A 25,260-nucleotide genomic window follows, 5' to 3' on the forward strand; every position below is an offset into this window, starting at 1 on the left:
CACGCCGCGAACATCGCGGCCAGGTCCGACGTACCCTGACATCGGACGGTATCGGTTTGTTTCAGACGGTATCGACCGGCATGCCGAGTTGTCGGAGACCTGTGCACTGGCAAACCCGACGCTCCCCACCCAAGGACCGTGATCGACGTGAAGGTCGGCATCCCCCGCGAGGTCAAGAACAACGAATTCCGCGTGGCCATCACCCCCGCCGGCGTGCACGAGCTCGTCCGAGGCGGCCACCAGGTCTTCGTCGAGCTGGACGCCGGCCTCGGCTCGTCCATCCCGAACGAGGAGTACGTGGCCGCCGGTGCCACGATCCTCCCCACCGCCGACGAGGTGTGGGCGACCGCCGACCTGCTGCTGAAGGTCAAGGAGCCGATCGCGGAGGAGTACCACCGGCTCCGCAAGGACCAGACGCTCTTCACCTACCTGCACCTGGCCGCCTCCCGCGAGTGCACCGACGCCCTCCTGGAGTCCGGCACCACCGCGATCGCGTACGAGACCGTCGAACTGGCCAACCGCCAGCTGCCGCTGCTCGCCCCGATGTCCGAGGTGGCCGGCCGGCTCGCCCCGCAGGTCGGCGCGTACCACCTGATGCGCTCGGCCGGCGGCCGCGGCGTGCTGCCCGGCGGCGTCCCGGGCGTGGCCCCGGCGAAGGCCGTCGTCATCGGCGGCGGAGTCTCCGGCTGGAACGCCGCGCAGATCGCCATCGGCATGGGCTTCCACGTCACGCTGCTCGACCGCGACATCAACAAGCTGCGCGAGGCGGACAAGGTGTTCGGCACCAAGGTGCAGACCATCGTCTCCAACACCTTCGAGCTGGAGAAGGCGGTCCTGGACGCGGACCTCGTCGTCGGCGCCGTCCTCATCCCGGGTGCCAAGGCCCCCAAGCTGGTCACCAACGAGCTGGTCTCCCGGATGAAGCCGGGCTCCGTGCTCGTCGACATCGCCATCGACCAGGGCGGCTGCTTCGAGGACTCGCGTCCCACCACGCACGCGGAGCCGACCTTCACGGTGCACAACTCGGTCTTCTACTGCGTCGCCAACATGCCCGGCGCGGTCCCCAACACCTCGACGTACGCGCTCACCAACGCGACGCTCCCGTACATCGTGGAGCTGGCCAACCGCGGCTGGCGTGAGGCGCTGCGCCGGGACGCCGCGCTCGCCAAGGGCCTCAACACCCATGAGGGGCAGGTCGTTTACGGCCCGGTCGCCGAGGCGCACGGCATGGAGTCGGTGGACCTGACGTCGCTGCTCGCGTGATCGTCGGCTCAGTCGACTGATCGACTTTTTGGGCCGGCGTCAACGCGCCGCCCCTCCGGTACTCACGGCCGGGCCTTGGGAGTTCAGGGCCCGGCCGTTCGCGTGGAACCGTACTGTTTTGCCGATTCGTCCCTCGGCGAAACATCCGCGACGAGCCCGTTACACCCTTGACAGCGGCGCGTTCGGTTGCCGACACATCGTGCCGTGTCCGGTGGATTGTGTTGCTGTGAACCACCGACACGCCATAGAGTCGCCAACCGTCGGCATGCTGCAACGCTGACCTATTGAGAAGTTTCCTGGTCACCAAGGAGGTAAGACGACTTGTGAATGAGTCGACATTTGCTCCCGGGGGTGGTCAGCCAGGAATGACCGTTCAGGCCGAGGGCTCCTCGAGGCTCGAGGCGGTGGGCTCCGTGGCCGTCCGCACCTTCGAGGCGCGCAGGCCCGGACAAGGCAACCAAGGCAACGAGGCACACACCCCGAATCCCATGGCGCACTACGAAGAAGAGCTGCAGGACGGTCAGTTCTACGACCCCGACGCCGAGTACGAGCCCGACCCGGAGTACGCGGCCACCCTCGCGCCCGACGCGGCCCGCCAGCGGCGCGAGCGCGTCGGCCCCACCGGCCGTCCGCTGCCGTACTTCCCGATCCCCGGCCCGCTGACCGACCACGGCCCGGCGAAGATCATCGCCATGTGCAACCAGAAGGGCGGCGTCGGCAAGACCACGTCGACCATCAACCTCGGTGCCGCACTGGCCGAATACGGCCGCCGTGTGCTGCTGGTCGACTTCGACCCGCAGGGCGCGCTCTCCGTCGGACTCGGCGTCAACCCGATGGAACTGGACGTCACGGTCTACAACCTGCTGATGGAGCGCGGGCTCTCGGCCGACGAGGTGCTGCTGAAGACCGCGGTGCCCGGCATGGACCTGCTGCCCAGCAACATCGACCTGTCCGCCGCCGAGGTGCAGTTGGTCAGCGAGGTGGCCCGCGAGTCCTCGCTGCAGCGCGCCCTCAAGCCGCTGCTGCCGGACTACGACTACGTCATCATCGACTGCCAGCCGTCGCTGGGTCTGCTGACCGTCAACGCGCTGACCGCCGCGCACCAGGTGATCGTGCCGCTGGAGTGCGAGTTCTTCGCTCTGCGCGGTGTCGCGCTGCTCACCGAGACCATCGAGAAGGTCAGGGAGCGGCTCAACCCCGAGCTGGAGCTGGACGGCATCCTCGCCACGATGTACGACTCGCGGACCGTGCACAGCCGTGAGGTCCTGGCACGCGTCGTCGAGGCGTTCGACGACCACGTGTACCACACCGTCATCGGGCGGACCGTGCGCTTCCCGGAGACCACGGTCGCCGGTGAGCCGATCACCACGTACGCATCCAACTCGGTGGGCGCGGCCGCCTATCGCCAGCTCGCCAGGGAGGTGCTCGCCCGGTGTCACGCCGAGTGAGTCTCCCGGGGGCCGACGAACTGTTCCGGACCACCGGGGGGCGGGGGCTCCAGCCCTCGTCGCCGCGGCAGCACGCCAACGGTGAGACTCCCGGCGACAGCGCGGACCGCCCCCTGAGGCCGGTCCCGGCCCCCGCGGGCCCGTCCGCGGCCGAGGAACCGGAGGGCGCCGAGGAGGCGCCGGTACAGGAATCCGCGGCCCCCGCCGAGGACGCCGAGCACACCGGCCGGGAGAGCGGGACCGCGCCGGCCGCGCGTCCCGTCCCGGAACAGGCATCCCCGGCCGACCAGCCGGGCCGCCGCACCCTCCAGCCGCCCGCGGGGTCCCCCGGGGCGGCTGCCTCCTCCCCCTCCGGCCCGACCGTCCCGCAGCCCGCGCAGCCGGCCCAGCAGCAGCCGCGCCGCAAGTCCGGGCGCGCGCCGCGGCGGCCCAGCGGCCGCGAGCGCCACGACGAGAAGATCACGGTCTACGTCTCCGCCGAGGAGCTGATGGACCTCGAACACGCCCGCCTGGTCCTGCGGGGCGAGCACGGCCTCGCCGTGGACCGGGGCCGCATCGTCCGCGAGGCCGTCGCGGTCGTCCTCGCCGACCTGGAGTCCCGCGGCGACGCGAGCATCCTCGTCCGCCGCCTCCGAGGCCGCTGAGACCTCCGGCGCGATACGGTGCCGTCCTCCGCACGGCCCCGCAGCACGACCTGGACCTGAATGCCCTCCGACGACTCCGCCAGCTCCTCCCGCTCCCGCCGCCTCCTGGGCCGCGGTCCCGGTGCCGCGCCGCCGCCTCCGGATGCGGAGCCGCCGGCTCCCGTGACCCCGGCGGCCGCCGCCACGGCCGTCCCGACCGGCGTCGCGGGCGCCGCCCCTGTCGTGCCGGCGGCCGAGCCGCCGGTGGAGCCCGTGGACCGCGCGGAGCCCGCCGCGGTCCTCCCGGCACCCGCCGAGGCCCCTGACGGCGCCACTGAGGCCCCATCCGCCGCGCCGGCGCAGCCCGAGCCCGTCGATACCCCCGAGGCCCCTCAGGGGGCGCTGAGCGGCTCGCCGGAGCCCGCGGCCCCCGAGGACGGGGCGGAGAGCAGCCCCGAGGCGCCTGCAGGGGAGGCGGACGGGAAGTTCACCGTGCGGCTGGCGAACTTCGAGGGGCCCTTCGACCTGCTGCTGCAACTGATCTCGAAGCACAAGCTGGACGTGACCGAGGTCGCGTTGTCGAAGGTCACCGACGAGTTCATGGTGCACATCCGCGCCATGGGAACGGACTGGGACCTGGACCAGATGACCGAGTTCCTGGTCGTGGCCGCGACGCTGCTGGACCTGAAGGCGGCGCGCCTGCTGCCCGCCGCGGAGGTGGAGGACGAGGAGGACCTGGCGCTGCTGGAGGCGCGGGACCTGCTGTTCGCGCGGCTGCTGCAGTACCGCGCGTACAAGCGGATCGCGGCGATCTTCGCGGACCGCCTGGAGGCGGAGTCGCTCCACCATCCCCGGACCGTGGGGCTGGAGCCGCACCACGCGGAACTGCTGCCCGAGGTGGTGCTGAGCATCGGCCTGGAGCGCTTCGCGCAGCTCGCCGTCAAGGCGATGCAGCCCAAGCCGAAGCCGCAGGTGTACGTGGACCACATCCACGCGCCGCTGGTGAGTGTCCGGGAGCAGGCCGAGCACATGATCGCCGTGCTGCGCGAGCGCGGGGAGGCCAGCTTCCGCGAGCTGACCCTCGACGCCCCGGACACGCTGACGGTGGTCGCCCGCTTCCTGGCGCTGCTGGAGCTGTACCGCGAGAAAGCGGTCGCACTGGACCAGGAGGAGGCCCTGGGGGACCTCCTCGTCCGCTGGACGGGCGGCGAGGGCGAACCGGAGCAGCCGCTCGTCACCGATGAATTCGACCAGGACCCCGCGGCGAGGAAGGACGGGAAGGATGACTGACGAATCCGCGGAGGCGGCCGTCCCCGGGGAGCGGACCGGGGAGGCGCCCGCCGGGCAGCTATCGCCGGCCGAGCTGGAGCTGCGCCCCGCGCTGGAGGCGGTCCTGATGGTCGTGGACGAGCCGGCCACCGAGGAGACCCTCGCCAAGGTGCTGGACCGCCCGCGCCGCGAGGTCGCCGCGGCGCTGCGCGCGCTGGCCGAGGAGTACACGGAGCAGAACCGCGGCTTCGACCTGCGGCTCGTCGCCGGCGGCTGGCGTTTCTACACCCGTCCCGCCTTCGCGCCGGCCGTGGAGAAATTCGTCCTCGACGGCCAGCAGGCCCGGCTGACGCAGGCCGCGCTGGAGACCCTGGCGGTCGTCGCCTACCGCCAGCCGGTGTCCCGTTCGCGGGTCTCGGCGGTGCGCGGCGTCAACTGCGACGGCGTGATGCGCACCCTGCTGCAGCGGGGTCTGGTCGAAGAGTGTGGGACGGAACCCGAGACAGGTGCGATCCTGTACAGGACGACGAACTACTTCCTGGAGCGAATGGGCCTGCGCGGCCTGGACGAGTTGCCCGAGCTCGCGCCCTTCCTCCCGGAGGCGGACGCCGTCGAGGCGGACTCCCTGGAGGGCGTCCCCTCATTCGACCCGGACTCGACGACGGAAACTTGATGCGAAGCAGTAGCGGCAGCGGCAGGAACAGCGGTGGCAACCGGAACAACCGGGGCGCCGGTGGTGGCACGCCCGGGTCGAGGTCCGGGGGTGGGCGCGACGACCAGCAGAAGCGCGCGGGCCGGCCCCGTCCGGAGGAGCGCCGCTACGACGTCGGCGGCGGTGCCCCCGGCGAGGCCGGGAAGGGCAGGGGCGGCAGGCCCGGCGGCGCTTCCGGCAAGCCCCGCAAGTCCGTTCCGGCGCGCCCGCGGGAGCTCGACGCGCAGATCGAGGAGCGGAACCGGGCGCGGCACGACAAGCCCAAGCCGAACCTGCCCAAGACCTTCCCCGGCGCCGAGCAGGAGGGCGAGCGGCTGCAGAAGGTGCTGGCCCGGGCGGGCATGGGCTCGCGTCGTGCGTGCGAGGAGCTGATCGAGCAGCGACGGGTCGAGGTCAACGGCACGATCGTCACCGAGCAGGGCCTGCGCGTCGACCCGGAGAAGGACGAGGTGCGCGTCGACGGGCTGACCGTGGCGACGCAGTCGTACCTGTTCTTCGCGCTCAACAAGCCCGCCGGCGTCGTCTCCACGATGGAGGACCCGGACGGCCGCCAGTGCCTCGGCGACTACGTGACCAACCGCGAGACGCGGCTGTTCCACGTGGGCCGTCTCGACACCGAGACCGAGGGCATCATCCTGCTCACCAACCACGGTGAGCTGGCGCACCGCCTCACCCACCCCCGGTACGGCGTGCAGAAGACCTACCTCGCCGCGATCAGCGGGGTCCTGCCGCGCGACATCGGCAAGCAGCTGAAGAACGGCATCGAGCTGGAGGACGGCTACGCCCGCGCCGACAACTTCCGCGTCGTGCAGCAGACCGGCAAGAACTACCTCGTCGAGGTGACCCTGCACGAGGGCCGCAAGCACATCGTGCGCCGGATGCTGGCCGAGGCGGGCTTCCCGGTGGACAAGCTGGTGCGCACCAGCTTCGGCCCGATCGCGCTCGGCGACCAGAAGTCCGGCTGGCTGCGGCGGCTGACCAACACCGAGGTCGGCATGCTGATGCGTGAGGTCGATCTCTGATCCCGAGGCGAGGGCGCTCCTGCCGAGATGCCGTCGGTTCTGATCGACTTCTCATCCCATAAACACTTTCCCGCGGGCCACGCCTCCGGGAAGGATGGGGCGATGACCATCCACGCCGAGCGGCTGCGCGAGGCCGGGCTGCCCGAACTCACCCCGGTGCTCGCCCGGCAGGGGCACCCGCTGCTGTTCGCCACCGTCTCCGGGGCGCATCTGTACGGCTTCCCCTCCGACGACTCGGACGTGGACGTGCGCGGCGTCCACCTCCTGCCGCTGGCCGATCTCATAGGGCTGCGGGAGGGGGAGGAGACGCAGACCCGCATGTGGGAGCAGGACGGGGTCGAACTCGACCTGGTCACCCACGACCTGCTGAAGTTCGCGCGCCTGATGCTGCGCCGCAACGGCTACGTCCTGGAGCAGCTGCTGTCCCCGCTGGTGGTGCACACCAGCGGGGTCCACGCGCACCTGGTCGACCTCGCGCCCGGCGTCATCACCTCCCGGCACGCGCACCACTACCGCGGCTTCGGCCGCACCCAGTGGGAGCTGTACGAGAAGACCGGCGAACTCAAGCCGCTGCTCTACACGTTCCGCGTCCTGCTCACCGGCATCCACCTCATGCGCACCGGCGCCGTCGAGGCCCATCTGCCGACCCTGCTGGACCAGCTCGCCGCCCCGGAGTACGTCCGCGACCTCATCCGGGACAAGGCGCACGCCGAGCACGGCCTCGCCATGGACCTCGACCCGCGCCGCGTGCGTACCGACGTCGAGGCCCTCCAGGCCACCCTGGACGACGCGGAGCAGGCCTCCCGCCTGCCCGCGGAGCCGACCGCGTACGACGCGCTGCACGACCTGGTGGTCCGCACCCGGCTGGCGGCGGCGTGAAGCGGCCGGCCGCGGGGGCGATGGCCGGACTCGCCATCGGCGACGCGATGGGCTTCCCGACCGAGTTCAACGACGTCCCCGCGATCCTCGCCAAGTGCGGGCCGTGGCGCTCCATGGAGCTGCCCCGCCCGGCCTTCGTCACGGACGACACGCAGATGACGCTCGCCTTCGGGCGCGGTCTGCGCACCGCGATGGACCGCGGCCCGCTCAGCCCGTCCCGGCTCGCCCCGCCGGTGCGGGAGGAGTACGTCGACTGGTACCACTCGCCCGACAACAACCGCGCCCCCGGCCGCACCTGCCTGGTCGCCTGCGAGAAGCTGGACCACCAGGACCGGCGCTGGCAGGAGGCCAGCCAGACCGGCTCCAAGGGCTGCGGGGCCAACATGCGCGTCGCGCCCGCGGGCCTCGTCCCCGGACTCACGCAGGGCGAGCGGGCCGGCGCCGCCCAGTTGCAGGCCGCGCTGACCCACGGGCACCCCACGGCGCTGGCGGCGAGCGACCTGACCGCCTACGCCGTGCACGTGCTCGCCCAGGGCGCGACGCCGGGCGAACTGCCCGCGCTGCTGCGGGGGTACGCGAGCGCGAGCCGCGGGACGTACCAGGAGTGGTGGCTCGGCGACCTGTGGCGGTTCGCGCACGACCCCAGCCCCGCCGACTTCGTCCGCCGGGGCTGGGACGAGTGCCTTGAGGTCCTGGACCGCCTGGACGCGGCGCTCGCGGCGCCCGACCCGGAGGCGGACCCGTGCCTGGCCACGGGGGCGGGCTGGATCGCCGAGGAGGCCATGGCGACCGGACTGCTGTGTTTCCTGCTCTTCCCGGAGGAGCCGCTGACGGCGGTCCGCCGAGCCGCGTGCACGTCCGGTGACTCGGACTCGATCGCGTGCCTCACTGGGGCGTTCGCGGGCGCCCATCTGGGCCTGGCGGCGTGGCCGCAGGAATGGGTGGCGCGGATCGAGTACCACGAGGAGCTAATGGCCCTCGGCGACCTCTGGGACGGCGGCAGCGGCTGACGCCCGGCGGACGCGTACGAGGAAGTCCTCGACACGCGCCCGGTCGGGCTCGGCCGCGAGCGGGGAGTGTGCCGCCGCGGCGGCCGCCTCCTCGTGGAGGCGGTTCATCCAGGACTCGGCCTCCGGCCAGGTGACCTCGCCGCGCTTGACCTCCAGCAGGCGTGTCCGCAGGTCACCGACCTCGACCCGCAGTTCTCCTGTGCGCAGCAGGTCGCGCGCGGAGACCAGCAGACGCAGCAGGTGCATCACGTGCTTCCAGCGCGGCGCTCCGTGGTTGCGCAGGTCCGCCTCCAACTTCCCGCGCTGGCCCAGGGCGTAGCGGGTGAAGGTCTCGTGGACCTGCCGGGACAGGAAGGCGCCGCGCAGTGCCAGCAGTTCGCGCCCGGTCGCGTCGGTGTGCTCGACGAGCGGGGAGTGCAGGCACTCCAGGACGTTGGGGTTGGCGCGCAGGGCCAGTTCGCAGAAGCGCTCCAGCTCCCAGGAGAACTGCTCCGGCGCGGGACCGTCGACGTGCGTCGGGGGCTTGGCGAAGCGCCAGAACAGCGCGGTGGGCGCGACGAAGACCCCGCGGCGGTCGGTGTCGCTGCCGTCGGTGGCCAGGCCGAAGGCCCGGGAGCCCATGACGCAGGCGTAGACGGTGTGGTGGCGTACGAGGTCGTGGTCGTGCATGGGGCGCGATCGTACGCGTCAGGCGAGCCGGACCTCACCCGCTTTCACGGTGACCGGCCGCGGCTCCAGCGGCCGCGGCGCGGGCCCGGCGGCCACCGAGGCGTCGGCGACCTTGAATTTGCTTCCGTGGCAGGGGCAGTTGATCGTGCCGCCCGAGACGTCCTTCACCACGCAGCCCTGGTGCGTGCAGACCGCGGAGAACGCCTTGAACTCGCCGGCTGCCGGCTGCGTCACCACGATCTTCCGGTCGGTGAGGACCGTGCCGCCGCCGACGGGCACCGCGGAGGTGCGGACCAGCGCCTCGCCCCCGCCGCCGGGCGGTGCCGCCGGTGGCGTGTTCTCGTCGCCGTACTTGGCGCACCCCGCCAGGGCCGCCAGGGACAGCAGGAGCGCCCGCCGCCTCACGTCGTGATCCCGTTGGCGCGGAAGAACCACAGCGCCGAGGTCAGCCACAGCACGGTCAGCACGGTGAAGACCAGCCCGCCGACGACCGGCAGCAGCCACCCCGGCAGCCGTTCGGCGCGCAGCAGCAGCATCTTGGCGCTGAAGGCGCCGAAGAAGAAGCAGCCGAGCAGCGAGTGCCACAGCACGCGGGCGCTGTAGGTCTGGTATCCCAGCGCGTACAGGCAGTGCACCGCCACCGGCACCGACAGCAGGAACGCGATCCGCCCCGACCAGCGGTGCAGCGCCCCGGTCCAGGAGGGCGCGCGCAACCCCGGCACCTTGCCGTACATCGCCAGGGCGGAGCCCAGTTGGACGAGGGCGAAGACGAAGGCCGAGGTGGCCAGCCACGACTTGACCGCGCCCGTGCTCGAAAAACCCGCGAGGTTGAAGGCGGTGCCCGCGGGGTCGTGCAGCCTGCCGTACGCGCCGAGCCCGACCCCCACCGCGGCGGCGGTGAGGGCGGGCACGAGGTAGACGGCGGCGGCGCGCAGACCGGCGCCGCGGCGCGGCGGCACCGGGAAGGACGTGGTGGCGGCGTTCGGGTCCACGCTCATGGGGCGCTCCTGCTCCTGCCTGCGGGACGAGCACGGTGACGGAGGGGACGGGCGACGGTCAGGGGATGGGCCGTGCGGTGAGCCGCTCGCCGTCGACGGTCACCGCGCCCGACCCGGTGTCGATGGACGGGGCGGCGGACGGCTCGCCGTCGGACGGAGGGGACGGGCGACGGTCAGGGGATGGGCCGTGCGGTGAGCCGCTCGCCGTCGACGGTCACCGCGCCCGACCCGGTGTCGATGGACGGGGCGGCGGACGGCTCGCCGTCCCGCGAGACGATCCCGACCTGCGCGCCGCTCTGGAGCACGATCCAGCCGCCCACGACCTTGGCGCCGCGCACGGAGGCCGTCGCCCGGTACAGGCCGGACGGCTTGACCGCCTTCCGCGCCTCGAAGGGCTGCCGCAGGCCGGTCAGCGCGACGTCGCCGCTGATCGTGGTGCCCCGCAGGGTGCCGTCCAGGCGGGCGCCGTGGCCGTCGGTCAGGCGCAGGGCACCGTCGTCACCGAGGTCGCCGCGCAGCCACGCCTCCTTGGTGCGGCCGTCGCAGACGTAGGCGACCGCCTTGCCCTTGCGCAGGGCGACGGCGACGCTCGCCGCGCCGTCGGCGGTGCGGCCGGCGTAGTCGGCGTCGGGCGGGGCGCCGCGACCGGGGGAGGACCGCGGCGTCGGTGCGGCCGACGCGGGGGGCGTGCGGGACACCCCTGGTGAGGGCGACGGCCCGGACGAGGGCGCCGACGAGGTGGAGGGCGCCGAGGAGGCCACGTCCCCCGTCGTCGCGTTGAGCGACAGCATGATCAGCGCCAGCGCCAGCCCGGCGAGAAGCGTGTGGAGCGGTCCGGAACGCTGCATGTCCGCCTCCCCCGCGGCCGTGCGGTCAAGGCACCATGCAAGCGGACGGCACGCCCCGCGTCCAGGGCGTATTCGGACAAAACGGAGCCTACGACCACACCGCGAGCGCCACCGCGCGGCCGTCCCCGTCCCGGCGCACCTCCAGCATCCCGACCACCGCGCTGCGGTTGACGCGCCCGTACACGTGCGGGAACCGCGTCTCCCGCGGGACGCCGGGCGGCGGCACCGGCTCGGCCTCCTCCCACAGCACGCGGGCCTCCAGCGCCTGCTCGTCGATCAGCAGCACCATCAGCGGGCCCGGCGTGCCCCGGTAGAAGGCGTCGGCGACCGCGAGTGCCACGTCCTCGTCGGGCGAGCAGTGGACGAAACCGTCCTCGGCGAGCGACGAGGGGGCGTACGGCCGGTCCGGGTCGCGCAGCCAGTCGTCCAGGGGAACGAGGTGGTAGATCATGCCCAAGTTGTACCGCGCCCGTCTCGCGGGACGGGCGTGTCCACCGCGCCCCGGCCGCCCCGACTACGCTGACCAGGTACGTGCGGGTCGAGGACACAGGGAGCAGGGACGTGGCGGTACGAGCGGTCCGCGGAGCCGTCCAGCTGGAACGGGACGACGCGGAGCACATGCACGGACAGGTGGCGGAACTGCTCACCGCGATCCTGGAGCGCAACGACATCGCGGTGGACGACCTGATCAGCGTCTGGTTCACGGCCACCCCCGACCTGCACAGCGACTTCCCGGCGGTCGCCGCGCGCAAGCTCGGCATCACCGACGTGCCGCTGATCTGCGCGCAGGAACTCGACATCACCGGCGCGATGCCCCGCGTCGTGCGGATCCTCGCGCACGTCGAGAGCGACCTCGCCAAGGGCGAGATCTCCCACGTCTACCTCGGCGCCGCCGCCGCCCTGCGCAAGGACATCGCCCAGTGAGGACCGCCCTCGTCATCGGTACCGGCCTCATCGGCACCTCCGCCGCGCTCGCGCTGGCCGCGCGCGGCGTGGAGGTGCACCTGGAGGACCACGATCCGCACGCCGCCCGGACCGCGGCCGCCCTCGGCGCCGGCACCGACGAGCCGCCCGCAGGCCCGGTCGACCTGGCGATCGTCGCGGTGCCGCCGGCCCATGTGGCCGCCACCGTCGCCGAGGCGCAGCGCCGCGGGCGGGCCCGCGGCTACCTCGATGTCGCCAGCGTCAAGGCCGGGCCGCGGCGCGATCTGGAGGCCCTCGGCTGCGACCTGACCTCGTACATCGGCACCCACCCCATGTCCGGCCGCGAGCGCTCCGGCCCGCTCGCCGCCACCGCGGACCTCTTCGAGGGCCGCCCCTGGGTGCTCACCCCGACCCCGCGGACCGACACCGAGGTCCTCAACCTGGCCCTGGAACTGGTCGCGCTCTGCCGCGCGGTGCCGGTGGTCATGGACGCCGAGGCGCACGACCGCGCCGTCGCGCTCGTCTCGCACACCCCGCACCTGGTGTCCAACATGGTCGCCGCGCGCCTCCAGAACGCCGAGGACAGCGCGGTGCGGCTGTGCGGGCAGGGCATCCGCGACGTCACGCGCATCGCCGGTTCCGAGCCCGGCATGTGGATCGACATCCTCTCGGCCAACCCCGGGCCGGTCGCCGACGTCCTCGCCGAGATCGCCGCCGACCTGACCGACACCGTCGAGTCGCTGCGGGCCCTGCAGTCCGCCGACGACGCCAAGCGCCGGTCCGGCGCCGGCGGCATCGAGGACCTGCTGCGCCGCGGGAACGCGGGCCAGGCCAAGGTCCCCGGCAAGCACGGCTCCGCCCCCAAGACCTACGAGGTCGTCGCCGTCCTCATCGGCGACCAGCCGGGCGAGCTGGCCCGTCTCTTCGCCGACGCCGGGCGCGCGGGCGTCAACATCGAGGACGTCCGCATCGAGCACTCCACCGGCCAGCAGGCCGGCCTCGTCCAGCTCATGGTCGAGCCCGCGGCCGCGGCCCGGCTGTCCGCCGCCCTGCGCGAGAAGGGCTGGAACCTGCGGGCCTGAACCCGGCTCCCGTGAGTGGTCCGGGTGGCCGTGGCACAAACGTGGTACGGAGCCGAATGGGTGGCCCGGTAACCTTGTGGGGATGGCGTTCGCCAGCAGCACAAGGCTCCACGTACAAGGAAGGTCCCCCGACTGTGTCGAATCCGGTGATCGTCGCGATCGACGGCCCCTCGGGCACTGGCAAGTCCAGCACTTCGAAGGCGGTCGCGGCCCGGCTCGGGCTGAGCTACCTCGACACCGGTGCCCAGTACCGGGCGATGACCTGGTGGATGCTGAGCAACGGGGTGGACGTGGGCGACGCGGCGGCGGTGGCCACGGCCGCCGAGAAGCCGGTGATCATCTCCGGGACGGACCCGACCGGCCCGACGATCACCGTGGACGGCGTGGACGCGTCGGGCCCGATCCGCACGCAGGAGGTCACCGGCGCGGTGAGCTCCGTGAGCGCGGTGCCGGAGGTGCGGGCGCGGCTGGTGGAGCTGCAGCGCTCGGCGGCCTCGGACGCGCCGGCCGGCATCGTCGTCGAGGGCCGGGACATCGGCACCACGGTGCTGCCGGACGCCACGCTCAAGGTTTTCCTCACCGCGTCGCCGGAGGCCCGCGCCGCCCGCCGCGGCGGCGAGCTGACGGCCGCCGGCAACGCCTCGGTGGACCTCGCGGCCACCCAGGCCGCCCTCGTCCGCCGGGACGCGGCCGACTCCGGCCGCAAGACCTCCCCGCTGGCGAAGGCGGAGGACGCCGTCGAGGTCGACACCAGTGACCTCACCCTCGACCAGGTGATCGACCGCATCGTCGCCCTGATCGGGGAGAAGCGGGACGCTTCGTGAGCGGCACGTCCGGCGTCCCGGGGCCGAAGGGGGTGGCCGTCGGCCGCCGCCTCGGCATCGGGATCATCAACGGCCTGTGGCGTCCCCGGGTGCTCGGCGCCTGGCAGGTGCCCGCGTCCGGCCCGGTGATCCTCGCCGTGAACCACGCGCACTACGTGGACGGTCCGGTGCTCATGGGCACGTCGCCGCGACCGGTGCACTTCCTGATCAAGAAAGAGGCCTTCATCGGGCCGCTGGACCCGTTCCTGCGCGGGATCGGCCAGCTCCCGGTGGACCGGCACAGCACCGACCGCACCGCCGTGACGGCCGCCCTCGGCGTGCTGGAGCGCGGCGGGGTGCTCGGGATCTTCCCTGAGGGCACCCGCGGCGAGGGCGACTTCGCCGAGCTGCGTGCGGGCCTGGCCTACTTCGCGGTGCGCTCCGGCGCGCCCATAGTGCCGGTCGCGGTGCTCGGCACGACCCGGCCGGGTCGGCTGATCCGCGGCCTGCCGCCGCTGCGCGGCAAGGTGGACATCGTCTTCGGCGAGCCCTTCGAGGCCGGGGACGGCAGCGGACGCCGCACCCGCACCGCGCTGGACGCGGCCACCGTGCGCATCCAGAAGCACCTGACCGCCCATCTGGACCACGCCCGGCGCAGCACGGGACGCGTGTCGTAGCGCCGCCCTGATCCACACTGGGGCAGACGGCCCTTGCCGGGCCCCGCACATTTGACGATCGACGGAGAAGCTTTCATGGACATCGAGAACGAGTACGGCGAAGTCGGCGCGCTCGGCGACGCCGAGTACGCCGAGTTCATGGAGCTCGCCGCCGAGGAGGGCTTCGACCTCGACGACGTCGCGGGTGACCTCGCGGCGGCGGGCCACGGCCCGCTGCCGGTGCTGGCCGTCGTCGGCCGCCCGAATGTCGGCAAGTCGACCCTGGTGAACCGGATCATCGGCCGCCGTGAGGCGGTCGTCGAGGACCGCCCCGGCGTCACCCGCGACCGCGTGACCTACGAGGCCACCTGGAACGGCCGCCGCTTCAAGGTCGTCGACACCGGCGGCTGGGAGCAGGACGTGCTCGGCATCGACGCGTCCGTCGCGGCCCAGGCCGAGTTCGCCATCGAGGCCGCCGACGCGGTGGTCTTCGTCGTGGACTCCACGGTCGGCGCCACCGACACCGACGAGGCCGTCGTCAAGCTGCTGCGCCGGGCCGGCAAGCCGGTGGTGCTGTGCGCCAACAAGGTCGACGGCCCCTCCGGCGAGGCGGATGCCGCGCTGCTGTGGAACCTGGGCCTCGGCGAGCCGTTCGCGGTCTCCTCGCTGCACGGCCGCGGCACCGGCGACCTGCTGGACGCCATCCTGGAGGCGCTGCCCGAGGCGCCGATGCAGACCTTCGGGAACCTGGTGGGCGGCCCGCGCCGGGTCGCGCTCATCGGCCGTCCGAATGTCGGCAAGTCGTCCCTGCTCAACAAGGTGGCGGGCGAGGAGCGCGTCGTCGTCAACGAGATCGCCGGCACCACCCGCGACCCGGTCGACGAGCTGATCGAGCTCGGCGGCAAGACCTGGAAGTTCGTGGACACCGCCGGTATCCGCCGCCGGGTCCACCTCCAGGAAGGCGCCGACTACTACGCCTCACTGCGCACGGCCGCCGCCCTGGAGAAGGCCGAGGTCGCGGTCGTCCTCATCGACGCCAGTGAGACGCTGGCCGAGCAGGACACCCGGATCATCTCGCTGGCCGTCGAGGCCGGTCGCGCCATCGTCATCGCCTACAACAAGTGGGACCTGATGGACGAGGAGCGCCGCTACTACCTGGAGCGGGAGATCGAGAAGGATCTCGTGCAGATCCAGTGGGCGCCCCGGGTGAACGTCTCCGCCCAGACCGGGCGGCACATGGAGAAGCTCGTCCCCGCCATCGAGACCGCCCTCGCGGGCTGGGAGACCCGGGTGCCCACCGGCCGTCTCAACGCCTTCCTGGGCGAACTGGTCGCCGCCCACCCGCACCCGATCCGGGGCGGCAAGCAGCCGCGCATCCTCTTCGGCACCCAGGCCGGCACCAAGCCCCCGCGGTTCGTGCTCTTCGCCTCGGGCTTCCTGGAGGCCGGCTACCGCCGCTTCGTCGAGCGGCGGCTGCGCGAGGAGTACGGCTTCGAGGGGACGCCGATCCAGGTGTCGGTCCGGGTCCGCGAGAAGCGCGGCCGCAAGAAGTGACGTCCGGCCCCGGGGGCCTGCCTCACAGGCCCCCGAGGCGGTTGTTGGGCAGGCCCGGGGGGAGGGCCGCCGGCCCCGTGTGGTGGGTGCGGTGCCGTCCTGCCCGGTAGGCGGCGGACGACGGCAGATGACGCGGGCCGAAGCCGTTGAACTGCAGTTCCTCCTCGCCCGTGCGGTCACCCGGGAGGGTGCGGAACAGCCTGCGGTACTCGGAGTAGAGCGCGTCGTAAATCGGCGTGCCCTCGCTCGTGGACGCCTCCTGCGCGGTGCGCATGGGGGGGATCGGGCTGCGGTACGGGGCTCGTGAGGAAGCGTCAAAGGTGTGCACGTCGTGCCAACGATCAGGAAATGTCGCGGGATGCGGTTCGTACGGATGAATTACGCATATACACCCGCACAGGCCAAAGGCGCGTACGGACTTCCGTACGCGCCTTGACGGGGACCGGTCGGCTCAGGTGCCGGAGAGGGGCATCGTCGCCGCGACGAGTGCGCCGCGTCCGCACGCCCGTTCCAGGGCCTCGCGCAGCAGGTCCTCGCGGGGCTGCTGGCCGATGGTGCCGTGCGGTGCGGCGTAGACGTACACCTCGTTGGACTTGTTGACGGCCGCGCGCCAGCCCTCGCTCACCGCGAGCGGCTGGTGCGCCTGCCACCACGCGCCGGCCGTGCCGGGCTGGAGGATCGCGTGCAGCTGGCCCATGGCGAGCAGCACGGACCAGCCGGGCAGCGGGGCGGGCGGTGTGGTGAGGTCGCCGACGGGCAGGAAGCCCTGCTCGATCAGGATCGGCAGGAAATCATCGCCGAGGCCGCCTGGGCTGTTCTCGCCGGGCCGGGCGATCGGGCCGGTGGGCTCGATGACCAGGGCCGGGCAGACCTGGTCCTTGACCAGGATCAGGCCGCAGGTGATGCCGAGCACCGCCTGGCGCGGCGCGCTGCCGGCCTCCGCGGGCCGGGGTGCCTCGCTGCCGGAGATGCTCTGCACGGCGCCCTGCAGTTGCTCCTCCGAGACCGGGACGACCTGGGAGGGGATGCAGGTGGCGTGCGCGAAGGCGAGCACCGCGGTCTCCTCGCCGACGAAGAGCACGGTACTGGTGCGCTCCGTCGAGGTGTCGCCGGGCGTGCGGCAGGAGGTGCAGTCATACGTGCCCGGCGCGCTGTCGCCGGCCAGCAGACGAGCCGCCTCCTCATCGCCGATCTCGGCTCGTACCTCGTCGCTGACGTCGAGCATGGGCGGCACGAAAGCCTCCTTGGAATGTACGGCTACGGGCTCCTCTGCCGGGCCTTGCCCGGCACATAGTGACAACGGCCGATCTGTGGCGGGAGTCACGGCTTTCTTTGCTCGCACTCCTCTTGCTGCGTGCACAGGGTGAACGGCCGTGCGGAGCCGGTCACTCCATGTCCAACGATGGCCCTTCCCGGGCCCCATGTGCATGTGAAAGACATCACACAGCGCATATTCCCTGTGATGACATGCACTGATAAACACCGATCAATCGGGTGTCCTGAATGCGTCCTTACTCCAGGTAACCGTCAACTGGCCTGCAACGAAGGGGATTTGTTTGGCGGCGGGGGGTTGCGCTGCCTAGATTTGCCCGCCGTGTGCAGAGAGCACCACCCGGGAGAGCTCGCACGGAGGGTGACGGCGGATCAGCAAGCCGCCGTTCAGCGAGCGAGGGGGACGGGGCACCGCGTCCAATGCGCGGGGCTGTTGTCCGCCGAGGGCCCGTACGAGACGTACGGCGCCATGGGGGAAGCCCGGGTCCGTGGAGAGGGATTCCATGGCCGTAAACGCCAAGTACCGACAGACCGCACTGCTGGCCGGCGCCGCCGCGCTGACCCCGCTGGCCCTCCTGGCCGCCGCGGGGCCCGCCAAGGCCGCCGACAGCGGGGTCTGGGACCGCATCGCTAGCTGCGAGAGCGGCGGGAACTGGCACATCAACACCGGCAACGGGTACTACGGAGGACTGCAGTTCTCCGCCGGTACCTGGCGCGCCTACGGCGGCACCGCGTACGCGGCGACCGCGGCAGGGGCGAGCCGGGAGCAGCAGATAGCCGTCGCCTCCAAGGTGCAGCGGTCGCAGGGCTGGGGAGCCTGGCCGACCTGCTCCGCCCGTGCGGGGGCGTACGGCAGCGCGCCGGGCGGCGGTTCGGCCCCGGCAGCAGGCAAGGCGCCGGCGGCACGCAAGGCCCCCAAGGCCGCCACGACGCCCGGGCACTCCGCGCCGCGCCACAGCGACCGCGGGCACCAGCGGGTCGAGGGGCACGGCAACTACCGTGTTCGGCCCGGTGACACGCTCAGCCGCATCGCGGCCGACCACGGCACCGGCTGGAAGAAGCTGTACGCGGTCAACGCCTCGGTGATCGGCGCGGATCCGAACCTGATCTACCCCGGTCAGCGGCTCTCCGTCTGAGGCCGCGGATCCCGTCCGCACCACGCCCGCCCGGTCGTGCTCCGACCGGGTGGGCGTCGTGCCCACCGGGCGCGGCGGACCGCGGCCCCCGCCGTCCGGTCCTAGCGTGCCCCCATGTCCCCCACGCCCTCCATGCCCCCCCGTCACCGCGCGGCCGCCGGAGCCGGCGCCCGCGGCCTCGTGGCCTTACTGCTCGTCCTGTGGCCCGCCCTGATCTGCGGACGGGCCTTCGCGGATCCGGTCGCGCACGCCCCGGTCTGGCAGGACGTGGCGCAGTGCGAGTCCGGCGGCCGCTGGGAAGCCAACAGCGGCAACGGCTTCTACGGCGGCCTGCAGATCTACCAGCCCACCTGGGTCTCCTTCGGCGGACTGGACTTCGCCGACCGGGCCGACCTGGCCTCCGCCGACGAGCAGATCACCGTTGCCGAGGCGATCCTGCGCAGTCAGGGCTGGCAGGCCTGGCCGACCTGCTCGCGCCGGCTGGGACTGTACGGCCGTGCCCACGCCGTCCAGCCCGGCGACACCCTGCAGAGCGTTGCCGAGCGCTTCTCCGTCGCAGGAGGAGCCGCCGAGCTGATCCGCCTCAACGAGGCGACCGTCGCCCCCGACCCGCTGGCCCCGCTCGCCCCGGGGACTCTGGTCCGCCTGCCGTAGTCGGGCGTTCGCCGACAAGTGCCTTGCCGGGCTGCCAACATGGGGTGAACACAGGGTGGCGCCGCACCGGCTACCAGATTCGTCACAGCTGTGCGGGGAGGTTGTGATGACGGGCAACGTGGCACGCCCGTTCGCGGTCTTGTGTGCACTGGGCGGACGGACGGTCCGCGGCAGCCGCGACGACGACGAGGACCCATGCGCATCTCATTCCTGATCCACAACGCCTACGGCATCGGCGGGACGATCCGCGCCACCTTCAACCTGGCGGCCGCGCTCGCCGAGCAGCACGAGGTGGAGATCGTCTCGGTCTTCCGGCACCGGGCGCGGCCCGCGCTGGAACCCGTCCCCCCTGTGCCGCTGAGCCACTTGGTCGACCTGCGGCGGAAGAGCGGGACGTACGACGGTGAACACCCGCTCGCCCAGCGGCCCGCCGTCGTCTTCCCGCCCGCGGAGTCCCGCCACGGGCAGTACAGCGCGCTCACCGACGAGCGCATCGCCGCCCATCTCGCGGGGCTGCAGGCCGACGTCGTCATCGGCACCCGGCCCGGCCTGAACGCCCACATCGCCCGGCAGGCGCCGCGGCGGATGGTGCGGGTCGCCCAGGAGCACCTGACCCTGGACACCCACTCCGTGCGGCTGCGGCTCGCGTTGCGCCGCCTCTACCCGCGCCTGGACGCCGTGATCACCACCACCGACGCCGACGCGGACGCCTACCGGCGCAGACTCCGGCTCCCGGGGGTGGTGGTGCGGGGCATCCCGAACAGCGTGCCCGACCCCGGTGTCGCGCCCGGCGCGCTGGACGCCAAGTTCGTGGTCGCCGCGGGCCGGCTCGCCCCGGTGAAGCGGTACCAGGACCTGATCCGGGCCTTCGACAAGGTCAGGGCGGAGCGCCCGGACTGGGGCCTGCGCCTGTACGGCGTCGGTGACCGGCGCGATTCGCTCACCCGGCTCGTCGAGGAGCTGGAGCTGGGCGACCACGTCACGATGATGGGAGCGGTGTCCCCGATCGAGCCCGAGATGGCCAAGGGTTCGATCCTGGCCGTCTCCTCCGTGCTGGAGTCCTTCGGCATGACCATCGTCGAGGCCATGCGGGTCGGCGTCCCCGTGGTCAGCACCGACTGCCCGCTCGGCCCGGGGGAGATCATCGAGCACGGGATGGACGGACTGCTGGTGCCGCCCCGCGACACCGACGCCATGGCGGCGGCGCTGCTCCGGCTGATCAACGACGACGAGACCCGCAAGCGCATGGGCCGCGCCGCCCTGCTCAAGGGCGCCCACTACGATCCGCACCGCATCGCCGATGTGTACTCCGGCCTCTTCCAGGAGCTGCTGGACCGCAGGTCCGGGGCCGCGGGCCGGGTGCGCGGCGTGGGCCGGCACGCCGGCGGACTGGCGCTCGCCACCGCCTACGCGGGCAAGGACCTCGCCAAGGGCGCGGTCCGGCGGGGCCGTTCGCTGGTGAAGCGGGCGAAGTAGCCCAGGACGCCGGGCGTCCCGGTCACCGCGCGTCCGACCGTGCCGGCTGCCCCGACACCGTCGGGTGGTGGAGGTCGAAGGCAGGGGAGTCGGAGCGGATCCGGGGGAGCGCCGTGAAGTTGTGCCGCGGCGGCGGGCAGGAGGTCGCCCACTCCAGGGAGCGGCCGAAGCCCCAGGGGTCGTCCTCCTCCACCTTCGCGCCGTGCCGCGCGGTGTACCAGACGTTGCAGAGGAACGGCAGCGTCGAGATGCCCAGCAGGAACGCCCCGATCGTCGAGACCGTGTTGAGCGCGGTGAAGCCGTCCGCCGCCAGGTAGTCCGCGTACCGCCGGGGCATCCCCGCCACCCCCAGCCAGTGCTGGACCAGGAAGGTGGTGTGGAAGCCCACGAACAGCGTCCAGAAGTGGATCCGCCCCAGCCGCTCGTCGAGCATCTTCCCGGTGAACTTGGGCCACCAGAAGGAGAAGCCGGCGAACATCGCGAACACCACGGTTCCGAAGACCACGTAGTGGAAGTGCGCGACGACGAAGTACGAGTCGCTGACCTGGAAGTCCAGCGGCGGCGAGGCCAGGATCACCCCCGTCAGCCCGCCGAACAGGAAGCTCACCAGGAAACCCACGGCCCACAGCATCGGCGTCTCGAAGGAGAGCGAGCCGCCGAGCATCGTGCCGATCCAGTTGAAGAACTTCACCCCGGTCGGCACCGCGATCAGGAAGGAGGTGAAGGAGAAGAACGGCAGCAGCACCGCGCCCGTGACGAACATGTGGTGCGCCCACACCACCATCGACAGGCCGGTGATGGCCATCGTCGCGCCGACCAGGGTGGCGTAGCCGAAGACCGGCTTGCGCGAGAAGACCGGCAGGATCTCGGTGATGATGCCGAAGAACGGCAGCGCGATGATGTAGACCTCCGGGTGCCCGAAGAACCAGAACAGGTGCTGCCACAGCAGCGCCCCGCCGTTCGCGGGCTCGAAGACCAGCGAGCCGAAGCGCCGGTCCGCTTCCAGGACGAGCAGCGAGGCCGCCAGCACGGGGAAGGCCATCAGCACCAGCACCGAGGTGAAGAGCACGTTCCAGGTGAAGACCGGCATCCGGAACATCGTCATGCCCGGCGCCCGCATCCCGACGATGGTCGCCACGAAGTTGACGGCGCCGAGGATCGTCCCGAAGCCCGCCAGTGCCAGCCCCATGATCCACATGTCGGCTCCGACCCCCGGCGAACGGGTCAGGCTGTTCAGCGGCGCGTAGGCGAACCACCCGAACGAGGCGCCACCGGTCGGCGTGAGCAGCCCGCCCAGCACGATCAGCCCGCCGAACAGGAACAGCCAGTACGACAGCATGTTCAGCCGCGGGAAGGCGACGTCCGGGGAACCGATCTGCAGCGGCATGATCTCGTTCGCGAAGCCGGCGAAGGTCGGGGTCGCGAAGAGCAGCAGCATGATCGTGCCGTGCATCGTGAACAGCTGGTTGAACTGGTCGTTCGTCATCAGCTGGAGCCCCGGGCGGGCCAGTTCGGCGCGCATCAGCATGGCCATGGCGCCCGCCGCGAGGAAGAAGCAGAACGAGGTGATCAGGTAGAGGTGCCCGATCTTCTTGTGGTCGGTGGTGGTCAGCCAGTCGACCACCAGGCGCCCCGGCCGCCGTGGCGTCCGCACCCGCTCGTCGGTGGTCGGCGCCGCGTACGTCCCCATCCGCGCGCTCCCTCGTGATCGGAGTTGCTGCCGGTGTGTGCACGGTAGCCCGGGGTAAGCGACTTGCTGGCACGCCTCGCCCACGGCGCAGGACGGAGCCGCCGGGGCGTGCCGGGACCGGGGGTGACCGCATCGGACCGTTTCCCGGCGGCGTACCGGCACCGTTGAGCACGAGGTCGAACGAAAGTACGATAAAGATGTCATGCCGTAGCGCAGCGAGGGGGGCACCCCGTGACGCACCCGGACTTCCACCGCGCGCTCGCCTGCGCGCTCGCGGCCGCCCGGCGCGGCTTCCCGGTCATCCCGCTGTCCCGTACCAAGCTGCCCGCCGTGCGGTCGCCGCACCGCGGTGAGACCGGCGGCGGGATGTGCCGCGGCCAGTGCGGACGGTTCGGGCACGGGGTGCACGACGCCTCCACCGACCCCGTGCGGATCGCCGAGCTGTTCGCGGCGGCGCCCTGGGCCTCGGGGTACGGGATCGCCTGCGGCCGCCCGCCGCACTACCTGATAGGGCTCGATCTGGACCGCAAGGGCGGTGCCGACGGCTTCGCCGACCTGGTGGACCTGGCGGCGCGGCAGGGCTTCGCGGTGCCGTGGACGCGCACGGTGCTCACCCCGAGCGGGGGACGGCACCTGTGGCTCACCGGCCCGGCGGAGGTCGTCGTCCCCAACTCGGTGAGCCGGCTCGGCCGCGGCATCGACGTGCGCGGCAGCGGCGGTTACCTGGTGGGGCCGGGCTCGGTGACCGTCGCCGGCCGCTACCGCTGGGACCCGCCGACCGCGTCCATGCCGCCCGCCGCGGTGCCGCGCCGGCTGCTGCGGCTGCTCATGACGCCGTCGCCGAAGCCGTGGGCGGCGCGCGCCGGGGCCGCCAGGGCCGGGAGGGCACGGGGCGTGGGCGCGGACACCGCGGGCCCGCTGATCCGCTTCGTCCTCGGCTCGCTGGAGGGGGAGCGCAACGAGCGGCTGTTCTGGGCCGCCTGCCGGGCCTTCGAGAACGGTCACGGCGAGGACGTGGCGGCCGAGATGGTCGGCGCCGCCGTCCGTACCGGCCTGTCCGAGCGCGAGGCGGCCGCCACGGTGGGCTCGGCGCGCAGACATGTCCTGCGGGGGTCTGGCGGCCCGGGCGTCGCGGGAGCACGCTGACGTTATGACCTCCACCGTATCGAGCACCGGCCGGGTCGGGATCACCGAGGACGCCGCGGATCTGCTGCGGCGCCTGGCGGACGAGCACGGCCCGTTGATGTTCCATCAGTCCGGCGGCTGCTGCGACGGCAGTTCGCCGATGTGCTACCCGCGGGGGGAGTTCCTCACCGGGGACTCCGACGTGCACCTGGGTGACCTGGGTGTCCCCGGCATCGACCCGGTGCCGGTGTGGATGTCGCGGGACCAGTTCGCCTACTGGAGCCACACGCATCTGACGATCGATGTGGTGCCGGGGCGCGGCAGCGGCTTCTCGCTCGAGGCGCCGACCGGCAACCGGTTTCTCATTAGGTCACGGTTGCTGACCGACGATGAGCTGGCGGCTCTGGGGATGTGATGTGAGGGAAGTGTGAGGGCCGTTTTCGGTAATTCCGGGATCCCCGGACACGGTGATATCGGCGACGGATGGCGTGAATTCGAGGGGGGATTGGAAAACCGGGTGCCGACCGCGTGAACGGTGCACGCCAAACGCGTCCCGGTATCCTGTGACAGAAGTGTGACGATGGCGCGTCGGCGTGTCTTCCGTCACGGCTCGTATGCGCCTACCGTGGCTCACATGGCTACCGACCCGGGCGGCACGCCCCCCGCATCGCATCCCCAGGACCCGCCGGACGCCTATGTCGGCCTCGCGGCGGACGAGGCCGAGCGCCGTGCCACGGAGCGTGGCTGGGCCACCGTCCGCTCCCTCCCGCCGGGCGCGATCATCACCATGGAGTACCGCGCCGGGCGGCTGAACTTCACCGTCGACGGCGGCCGGGTGACCCGCTGCTGGTCCGGCTGACGCGCTCCAGGCCCCTGCGTACGGCGACGGCCCCGGCACCCCTGGGAGGGGTGCCGGGGCCGTCGCCGTACGACGTGGGGGCGTGCCGGGTGCGTACCGGCGGGCCCCCGGGGTCAGCCCGCGGTGCCGCGGCCGCGCCCCGCGCCGCTCTGCCCGAGCGGGCCCGGCCGTGCGGCGCGCTCGGCGGGCGGGCGGCGGCTGCCGGCCGGGGTGACCGGGCTGCGCTCGTGGCGGGTGGGGTGCGGACGGGCCGCGTGGTGCCCTGCGCCCGGTGCCGCGTTCGGCGTGCGGCCGCTGACCACCAGGCTGTCCCGGTCCGCCTCGGAGCCGTCCGCGACCTGCGGGGCCGCCATGGCCGGGCTGGCCGGCCGGATGGTGGCGGCCAGCACGGCGGCGCCCCGCCGGCGGGCCCAGACGGTCCTGATCCACTGCTCGGAGGAGGCCATCAGGGGCTCGAACCAGGGCAGCGCCAGCAGGATCAGCAGGCCGGCGGCCCAGCCGAGCAGCACGTCGCTCACCCAGTGGGTGCCCAGGTAGATGGTGGTCATGCCGACGCCCAGGGCGAGCAGCGCCGCGATGACCGAGGTCACCCGGCGGACCCACGGCGTGGTGGCCAGGTAGGCGAGGACGCCCCAGGTCACGACGGCGTTGGCGGTGTGGCCGGAAGGAAATATATCGCCGCCGGCGAAGAGCTCGGCGGATCCGGCGGTGGTCGCGTAGTGGGGGCCGAGCCTGCCCAGCCCGTACTTCACGGATCCCACGGTGACGTTCAGCAGCAGCAGCGAGGTGCCCAGCACCAGCAGCGGGTGCAGGGTGCGCTGGCGCCAGCCGCGCCAGCCCAGCCAGACCGCCACGATCACGGCGGTGGGGCCGCGCTGGCCCAGGACGACGAAGTAGTCGAGGAAGGCGTGGACCTGCGGCCAGTGCTTGTACGGCCGGAACATCATGACCTGCCAGTCCAAGGTCACGAGCTTGGACGTGGTCAGCACGGCTACGACGATGGCCACATACGCCACCAGCGTCGAACCGAACAGCAGTCCGCGTGTTCGGCTCATGCGCGGGAGCGCCTGGGCTGTCTCGGGCTTCGCCGGACGGCGGAGCTTGTCATCGGTACGCACTCAATCGACGTTACAGCGTGTGATGGGTGAGTTCGGCCTGAAGAGCCCCTTCGTAATGACGATGTGATGTGGACTGCGTCTCAGTGCACCCATTGGAGGTACTCCCGCGGGGTGCATTGAGCCAAATGCGCGAACTCCTGGATTTCGCGTTTGGAAGGCGGTTCGCCCGA

At 72.4% G+C, this 25,260-nt stretch carries 28 protein-coding genes; 19 read left to right on the forward strand and 9 right to left on the reverse strand.

The genetic code is table 11. The features are described 5' to 3' along the window. Positions 1–147 precede the first annotated feature (147 nt). The 8 genes from ald to ACFYXS_RS29145 all read left to right on the forward strand — a co-directional run bounded on the left by ald (position 148) and on the right by ACFYXS_RS29145 (position 8,226). Positions 148–1,263 carry an alanine dehydrogenase gene (gene ald, locus ACFYXS_RS29110; RefSeq protein ID WP_389253914.1) on the forward strand — a complete coding sequence of 372 codons (1,116 nt, stop codon included), beginning with the start codon at positions 148–150 and terminating at the stop codon, positions 1,261–1,263. A gap of 365 nt (positions 1,264–1,628) precedes the next feature. Then, positions 1,629–2,711: a ParA family protein gene (locus ACFYXS_RS29115; RefSeq protein ID WP_384295963.1), complete on the forward strand. Its 1,083-nt coding sequence runs from the start codon at positions 1,629–1,631 to the stop codon at positions 2,709–2,711. Continuing rightward, positions 2,696–3,355: a hypothetical protein gene (locus ACFYXS_RS29120; RefSeq protein ID WP_389253451.1), complete on the forward strand. Its 660-nt coding sequence runs from the start codon at positions 2,696–2,698 to the stop codon at positions 3,353–3,355. The genes ACFYXS_RS29115 and ACFYXS_RS29120 overlap by 16 nt, the downstream gene beginning before the upstream one ends. A 60-nt stretch (positions 3,356–3,415) precedes the next feature. Continuing rightward, positions 3,416–4,624: a segregation/condensation protein A gene (locus ACFYXS_RS29125; RefSeq protein WP_389253453.1), complete on the forward strand. Its 1,209-nt coding sequence runs from the start codon at positions 3,416–3,418 to the stop codon at positions 4,622–4,624. Beyond that, positions 4,617–5,276 (forward strand): SMC-Scp complex subunit ScpB, encoded by a 660-nt coding sequence (scpB, locus tag ACFYXS_RS29130; protein WP_389253455.1) that lies wholly within the window; start codon positions 4,617–4,619, stop codon positions 5,274–5,276. Before ACFYXS_RS29125 ends, scpB begins: the two co-directional genes overlap by 8 nt. After that, positions 5,276–6,337 (forward strand): pseudouridine synthase, encoded by a 1,062-nt coding sequence (locus ACFYXS_RS29135; protein WP_389253457.1) that lies wholly within the window; start codon positions 5,276–5,278, stop codon positions 6,335–6,337. The genes scpB and ACFYXS_RS29135 overlap by 1 nt, the downstream gene beginning before the upstream one ends. A gap of 102 nt (positions 6,338–6,439) precedes the next feature. Next, complete coding sequence (locus ACFYXS_RS29140; RefSeq protein ID WP_389253459.1) at positions 6,440–7,216, forward strand: DNA polymerase beta superfamily protein; 777 nt, start codon at positions 6,440–6,442, stop codon at positions 7,214–7,216. A gap of 20 nt (positions 7,217–7,236) precedes the next feature. Then, the gene (locus tag ACFYXS_RS29145; RefSeq protein ID WP_389253916.1) at positions 7,237–8,226 is read left to right on the forward strand and encodes an ADP-ribosylglycohydrolase family protein; all 990 of its coding nucleotides are present in this window, start codon (positions 7,237–7,239) and stop codon (positions 8,224–8,226) included. Here ACFYXS_RS29145 and ACFYXS_RS29150 read toward each other — a convergent pair. The 5 genes from ACFYXS_RS29150 to ACFYXS_RS29170 form a co-directional block, all read right to left on the reverse strand. Further along, positions 8,185–8,895 carry a DNA polymerase beta superfamily protein gene (locus ACFYXS_RS29150; protein ID WP_389253461.1) on the reverse strand — a complete coding sequence of 237 codons (711 nt, stop codon included), beginning with the start codon at positions 8,893–8,895 and terminating at the stop codon, positions 8,185–8,187. The two genes, ACFYXS_RS29145 and ACFYXS_RS29150, sit on opposite strands and share 42 nt — an antisense overlap. 18 nt (positions 8,896–8,913) lie before the next feature. After that, entirely contained in the window at positions 8,914–9,300 is a 387-nt protein-coding gene (locus ACFYXS_RS29155) for a Rieske (2Fe-2S) protein (RefSeq protein ID WP_389253463.1), read from the reverse strand. Further along, positions 9,297–9,893: a DUF6529 family protein gene (locus ACFYXS_RS29160; RefSeq protein WP_389253465.1), complete on the reverse strand. Its 597-nt coding sequence runs from the start codon at positions 9,891–9,893 to the stop codon at positions 9,297–9,299. The genes ACFYXS_RS29155 and ACFYXS_RS29160 overlap by 4 nt, the downstream gene beginning before the upstream one ends. A gap of 173 nt (positions 9,894–10,066) precedes the next feature. Then, positions 10,067–10,741 (reverse strand): hypothetical protein, encoded by a 675-nt coding sequence (locus ACFYXS_RS29165; RefSeq protein WP_389253467.1) that lies wholly within the window; start codon positions 10,739–10,741, stop codon positions 10,067–10,069. Between the two features lie 88 nt (positions 10,742–10,829). Beyond that, the gene (locus ACFYXS_RS29170; RefSeq protein WP_389253469.1) at positions 10,830–11,192 is read right to left on the reverse strand and encodes a DUF952 domain-containing protein; all 363 of its coding nucleotides are present in this window, start codon (positions 11,190–11,192) and stop codon (positions 10,830–10,832) included. A 110-nt stretch (positions 11,193–11,302) separates the two neighbouring features. Here ACFYXS_RS29170 and aroH point away from each other — a divergent pair, with 110 nt between their 5' ends. The 5 genes from aroH to der all read left to right on the forward strand — a co-directional run bounded on the left by aroH (position 11,303) and on the right by der (position 15,760). Further along, positions 11,303–11,665 (forward strand): chorismate mutase, encoded by a 363-nt coding sequence (aroH, locus tag ACFYXS_RS29175; protein WP_389253471.1) that lies wholly within the window; start codon positions 11,303–11,305, stop codon positions 11,663–11,665. Next, positions 11,662–12,747 (forward strand): prephenate dehydrogenase, encoded by a 1,086-nt coding sequence (locus ACFYXS_RS29180; protein ID WP_389253473.1) that lies wholly within the window; start codon positions 11,662–11,664, stop codon positions 12,745–12,747. Before aroH ends, ACFYXS_RS29180 begins: the two co-directional genes overlap by 4 nt. A 146-nt stretch (positions 12,748–12,893) precedes the next feature. Then, a complete protein-coding gene (gene cmk, locus ACFYXS_RS29185; protein ID WP_389253918.1) occupies positions 12,894–13,571 on the forward strand; it encodes a (d)CMP kinase in 678 nt (225 codons plus the stop codon). Next, a complete protein-coding gene (locus tag ACFYXS_RS29190) occupies positions 13,568–14,227 on the forward strand; it encodes a lysophospholipid acyltransferase family protein (RefSeq protein WP_389253475.1) in 660 nt (219 codons plus the stop codon). The genes cmk and ACFYXS_RS29190 overlap by 4 nt, the downstream gene beginning before the upstream one ends. Positions 14,228–14,302: 75 nt before the next feature. Then, on the forward strand, positions 14,303–15,760 hold the full coding sequence (gene der, locus ACFYXS_RS29195; protein ID WP_389253477.1) for a ribosome biogenesis GTPase Der: 1,458 nt from the start codon (positions 14,303–14,305) through the stop codon (positions 15,758–15,760). A gap of 22 nt (positions 15,761–15,782) precedes the next feature. Here der and ACFYXS_RS29200 read toward each other — a convergent pair whose 3' ends face one another. Both ACFYXS_RS29200 and ACFYXS_RS29205 read right to left on the reverse strand, forming a co-directional pair. Further along, positions 15,783–16,034 (reverse strand): hypothetical protein, encoded by a 252-nt coding sequence (locus ACFYXS_RS29200; protein ID WP_389253479.1) that lies wholly within the window; start codon positions 16,032–16,034, stop codon positions 15,783–15,785. Between the two features lie 177 nt (positions 16,035–16,211). After that, positions 16,212–16,994 carry a hypothetical protein gene (locus ACFYXS_RS29205; RefSeq protein WP_389253481.1) on the reverse strand — a complete coding sequence of 261 codons (783 nt, stop codon included), beginning with the start codon at positions 16,992–16,994 and terminating at the stop codon, positions 16,212–16,214. A gap of 541 nt (positions 16,995–17,535) precedes the next feature. On the opposite strand from ACFYXS_RS29205, the gene ACFYXS_RS29210 reads away from it, so the two are divergent. From ACFYXS_RS29210 to ACFYXS_RS29220, 3 genes are all read left to right on the forward strand, one after another. Further along, complete coding sequence (locus tag ACFYXS_RS29210) at positions 17,536–18,168, forward strand: transglycosylase family protein (RefSeq protein ID WP_389253483.1); 633 nt, start codon at positions 17,536–17,538, stop codon at positions 18,166–18,168. Positions 18,169–18,282: 114 nt separating this feature from the next. Then, positions 18,283–18,822: a transglycosylase family protein gene (locus ACFYXS_RS29215; RefSeq protein WP_389253485.1), complete on the forward strand. Its 540-nt coding sequence runs from the start codon at positions 18,283–18,285 to the stop codon at positions 18,820–18,822. 195 nt (positions 18,823–19,017) lie between these two features. Next, positions 19,018–20,298 carry a glycosyltransferase gene (locus ACFYXS_RS29220; protein ID WP_389253487.1) on the forward strand — a complete coding sequence of 427 codons (1,281 nt, stop codon included), beginning with the start codon at positions 19,018–19,020 and terminating at the stop codon, positions 20,296–20,298. A 22-nt stretch (positions 20,299–20,320) separates the two neighbouring features. On the opposite strand, the gene ctaD is transcribed toward ACFYXS_RS29220, so the two are convergent. Then, positions 20,321–21,988, reverse strand: coding sequence for a cytochrome c oxidase subunit I (ctaD, locus tag ACFYXS_RS29225; RefSeq protein WP_389253489.1), 1,668 nt, complete (start codon positions 21,986–21,988; stop codon positions 20,321–20,323). A 231-nt stretch (positions 21,989–22,219) separates the two neighbouring features. Between ctaD and ACFYXS_RS29230 the strand changes: the two genes are divergently transcribed. The 3 genes from ACFYXS_RS29230 to ACFYXS_RS29240 all read left to right on the forward strand — a co-directional run bounded on the left by ACFYXS_RS29230 (position 22,220) and on the right by ACFYXS_RS29240 (position 23,972). Beyond that, the gene (locus tag ACFYXS_RS29230) at positions 22,220–23,134 is read left to right on the forward strand and encodes a bifunctional DNA primase/polymerase (protein ID WP_389253491.1); all 915 of its coding nucleotides are present in this window, start codon (positions 22,220–22,222) and stop codon (positions 23,132–23,134) included. Between the two features lie 4 nt (positions 23,135–23,138). Continuing rightward, positions 23,139–23,528, forward strand: coding sequence for a DUF779 domain-containing protein (locus tag ACFYXS_RS29235; protein ID WP_389253493.1), 390 nt, complete (start codon positions 23,139–23,141; stop codon positions 23,526–23,528). 219 nt (positions 23,529–23,747) lie between these two features. Next, a complete protein-coding gene (locus ACFYXS_RS29240) occupies positions 23,748–23,972 on the forward strand; it encodes an I78 family peptidase inhibitor (protein WP_389253495.1) in 225 nt (74 codons plus the stop codon). A 113-nt stretch (positions 23,973–24,085) separates the two neighbouring features. Here the strand turns inward: ACFYXS_RS29240 and ACFYXS_RS29245 are convergent, their stop codons facing one another. Then, positions 24,086–25,090 carry a phosphatase PAP2 family protein gene (locus ACFYXS_RS29245; protein WP_389253497.1) on the reverse strand — a complete coding sequence of 335 codons (1,005 nt, stop codon included), beginning with the start codon at positions 25,088–25,090 and terminating at the stop codon, positions 24,086–24,088. Between the last annotated feature and the right edge of the window lie 170 nt (positions 25,091–25,260).

The sequence above is a fragment of the Streptomyces sp. NPDC002574 genome (assembly GCF_042889545.1).
Classification (GTDB): domain Bacteria; phylum Actinomycetota; class Actinomycetes; order Streptomycetales; family Streptomycetaceae; genus Actinacidiphila.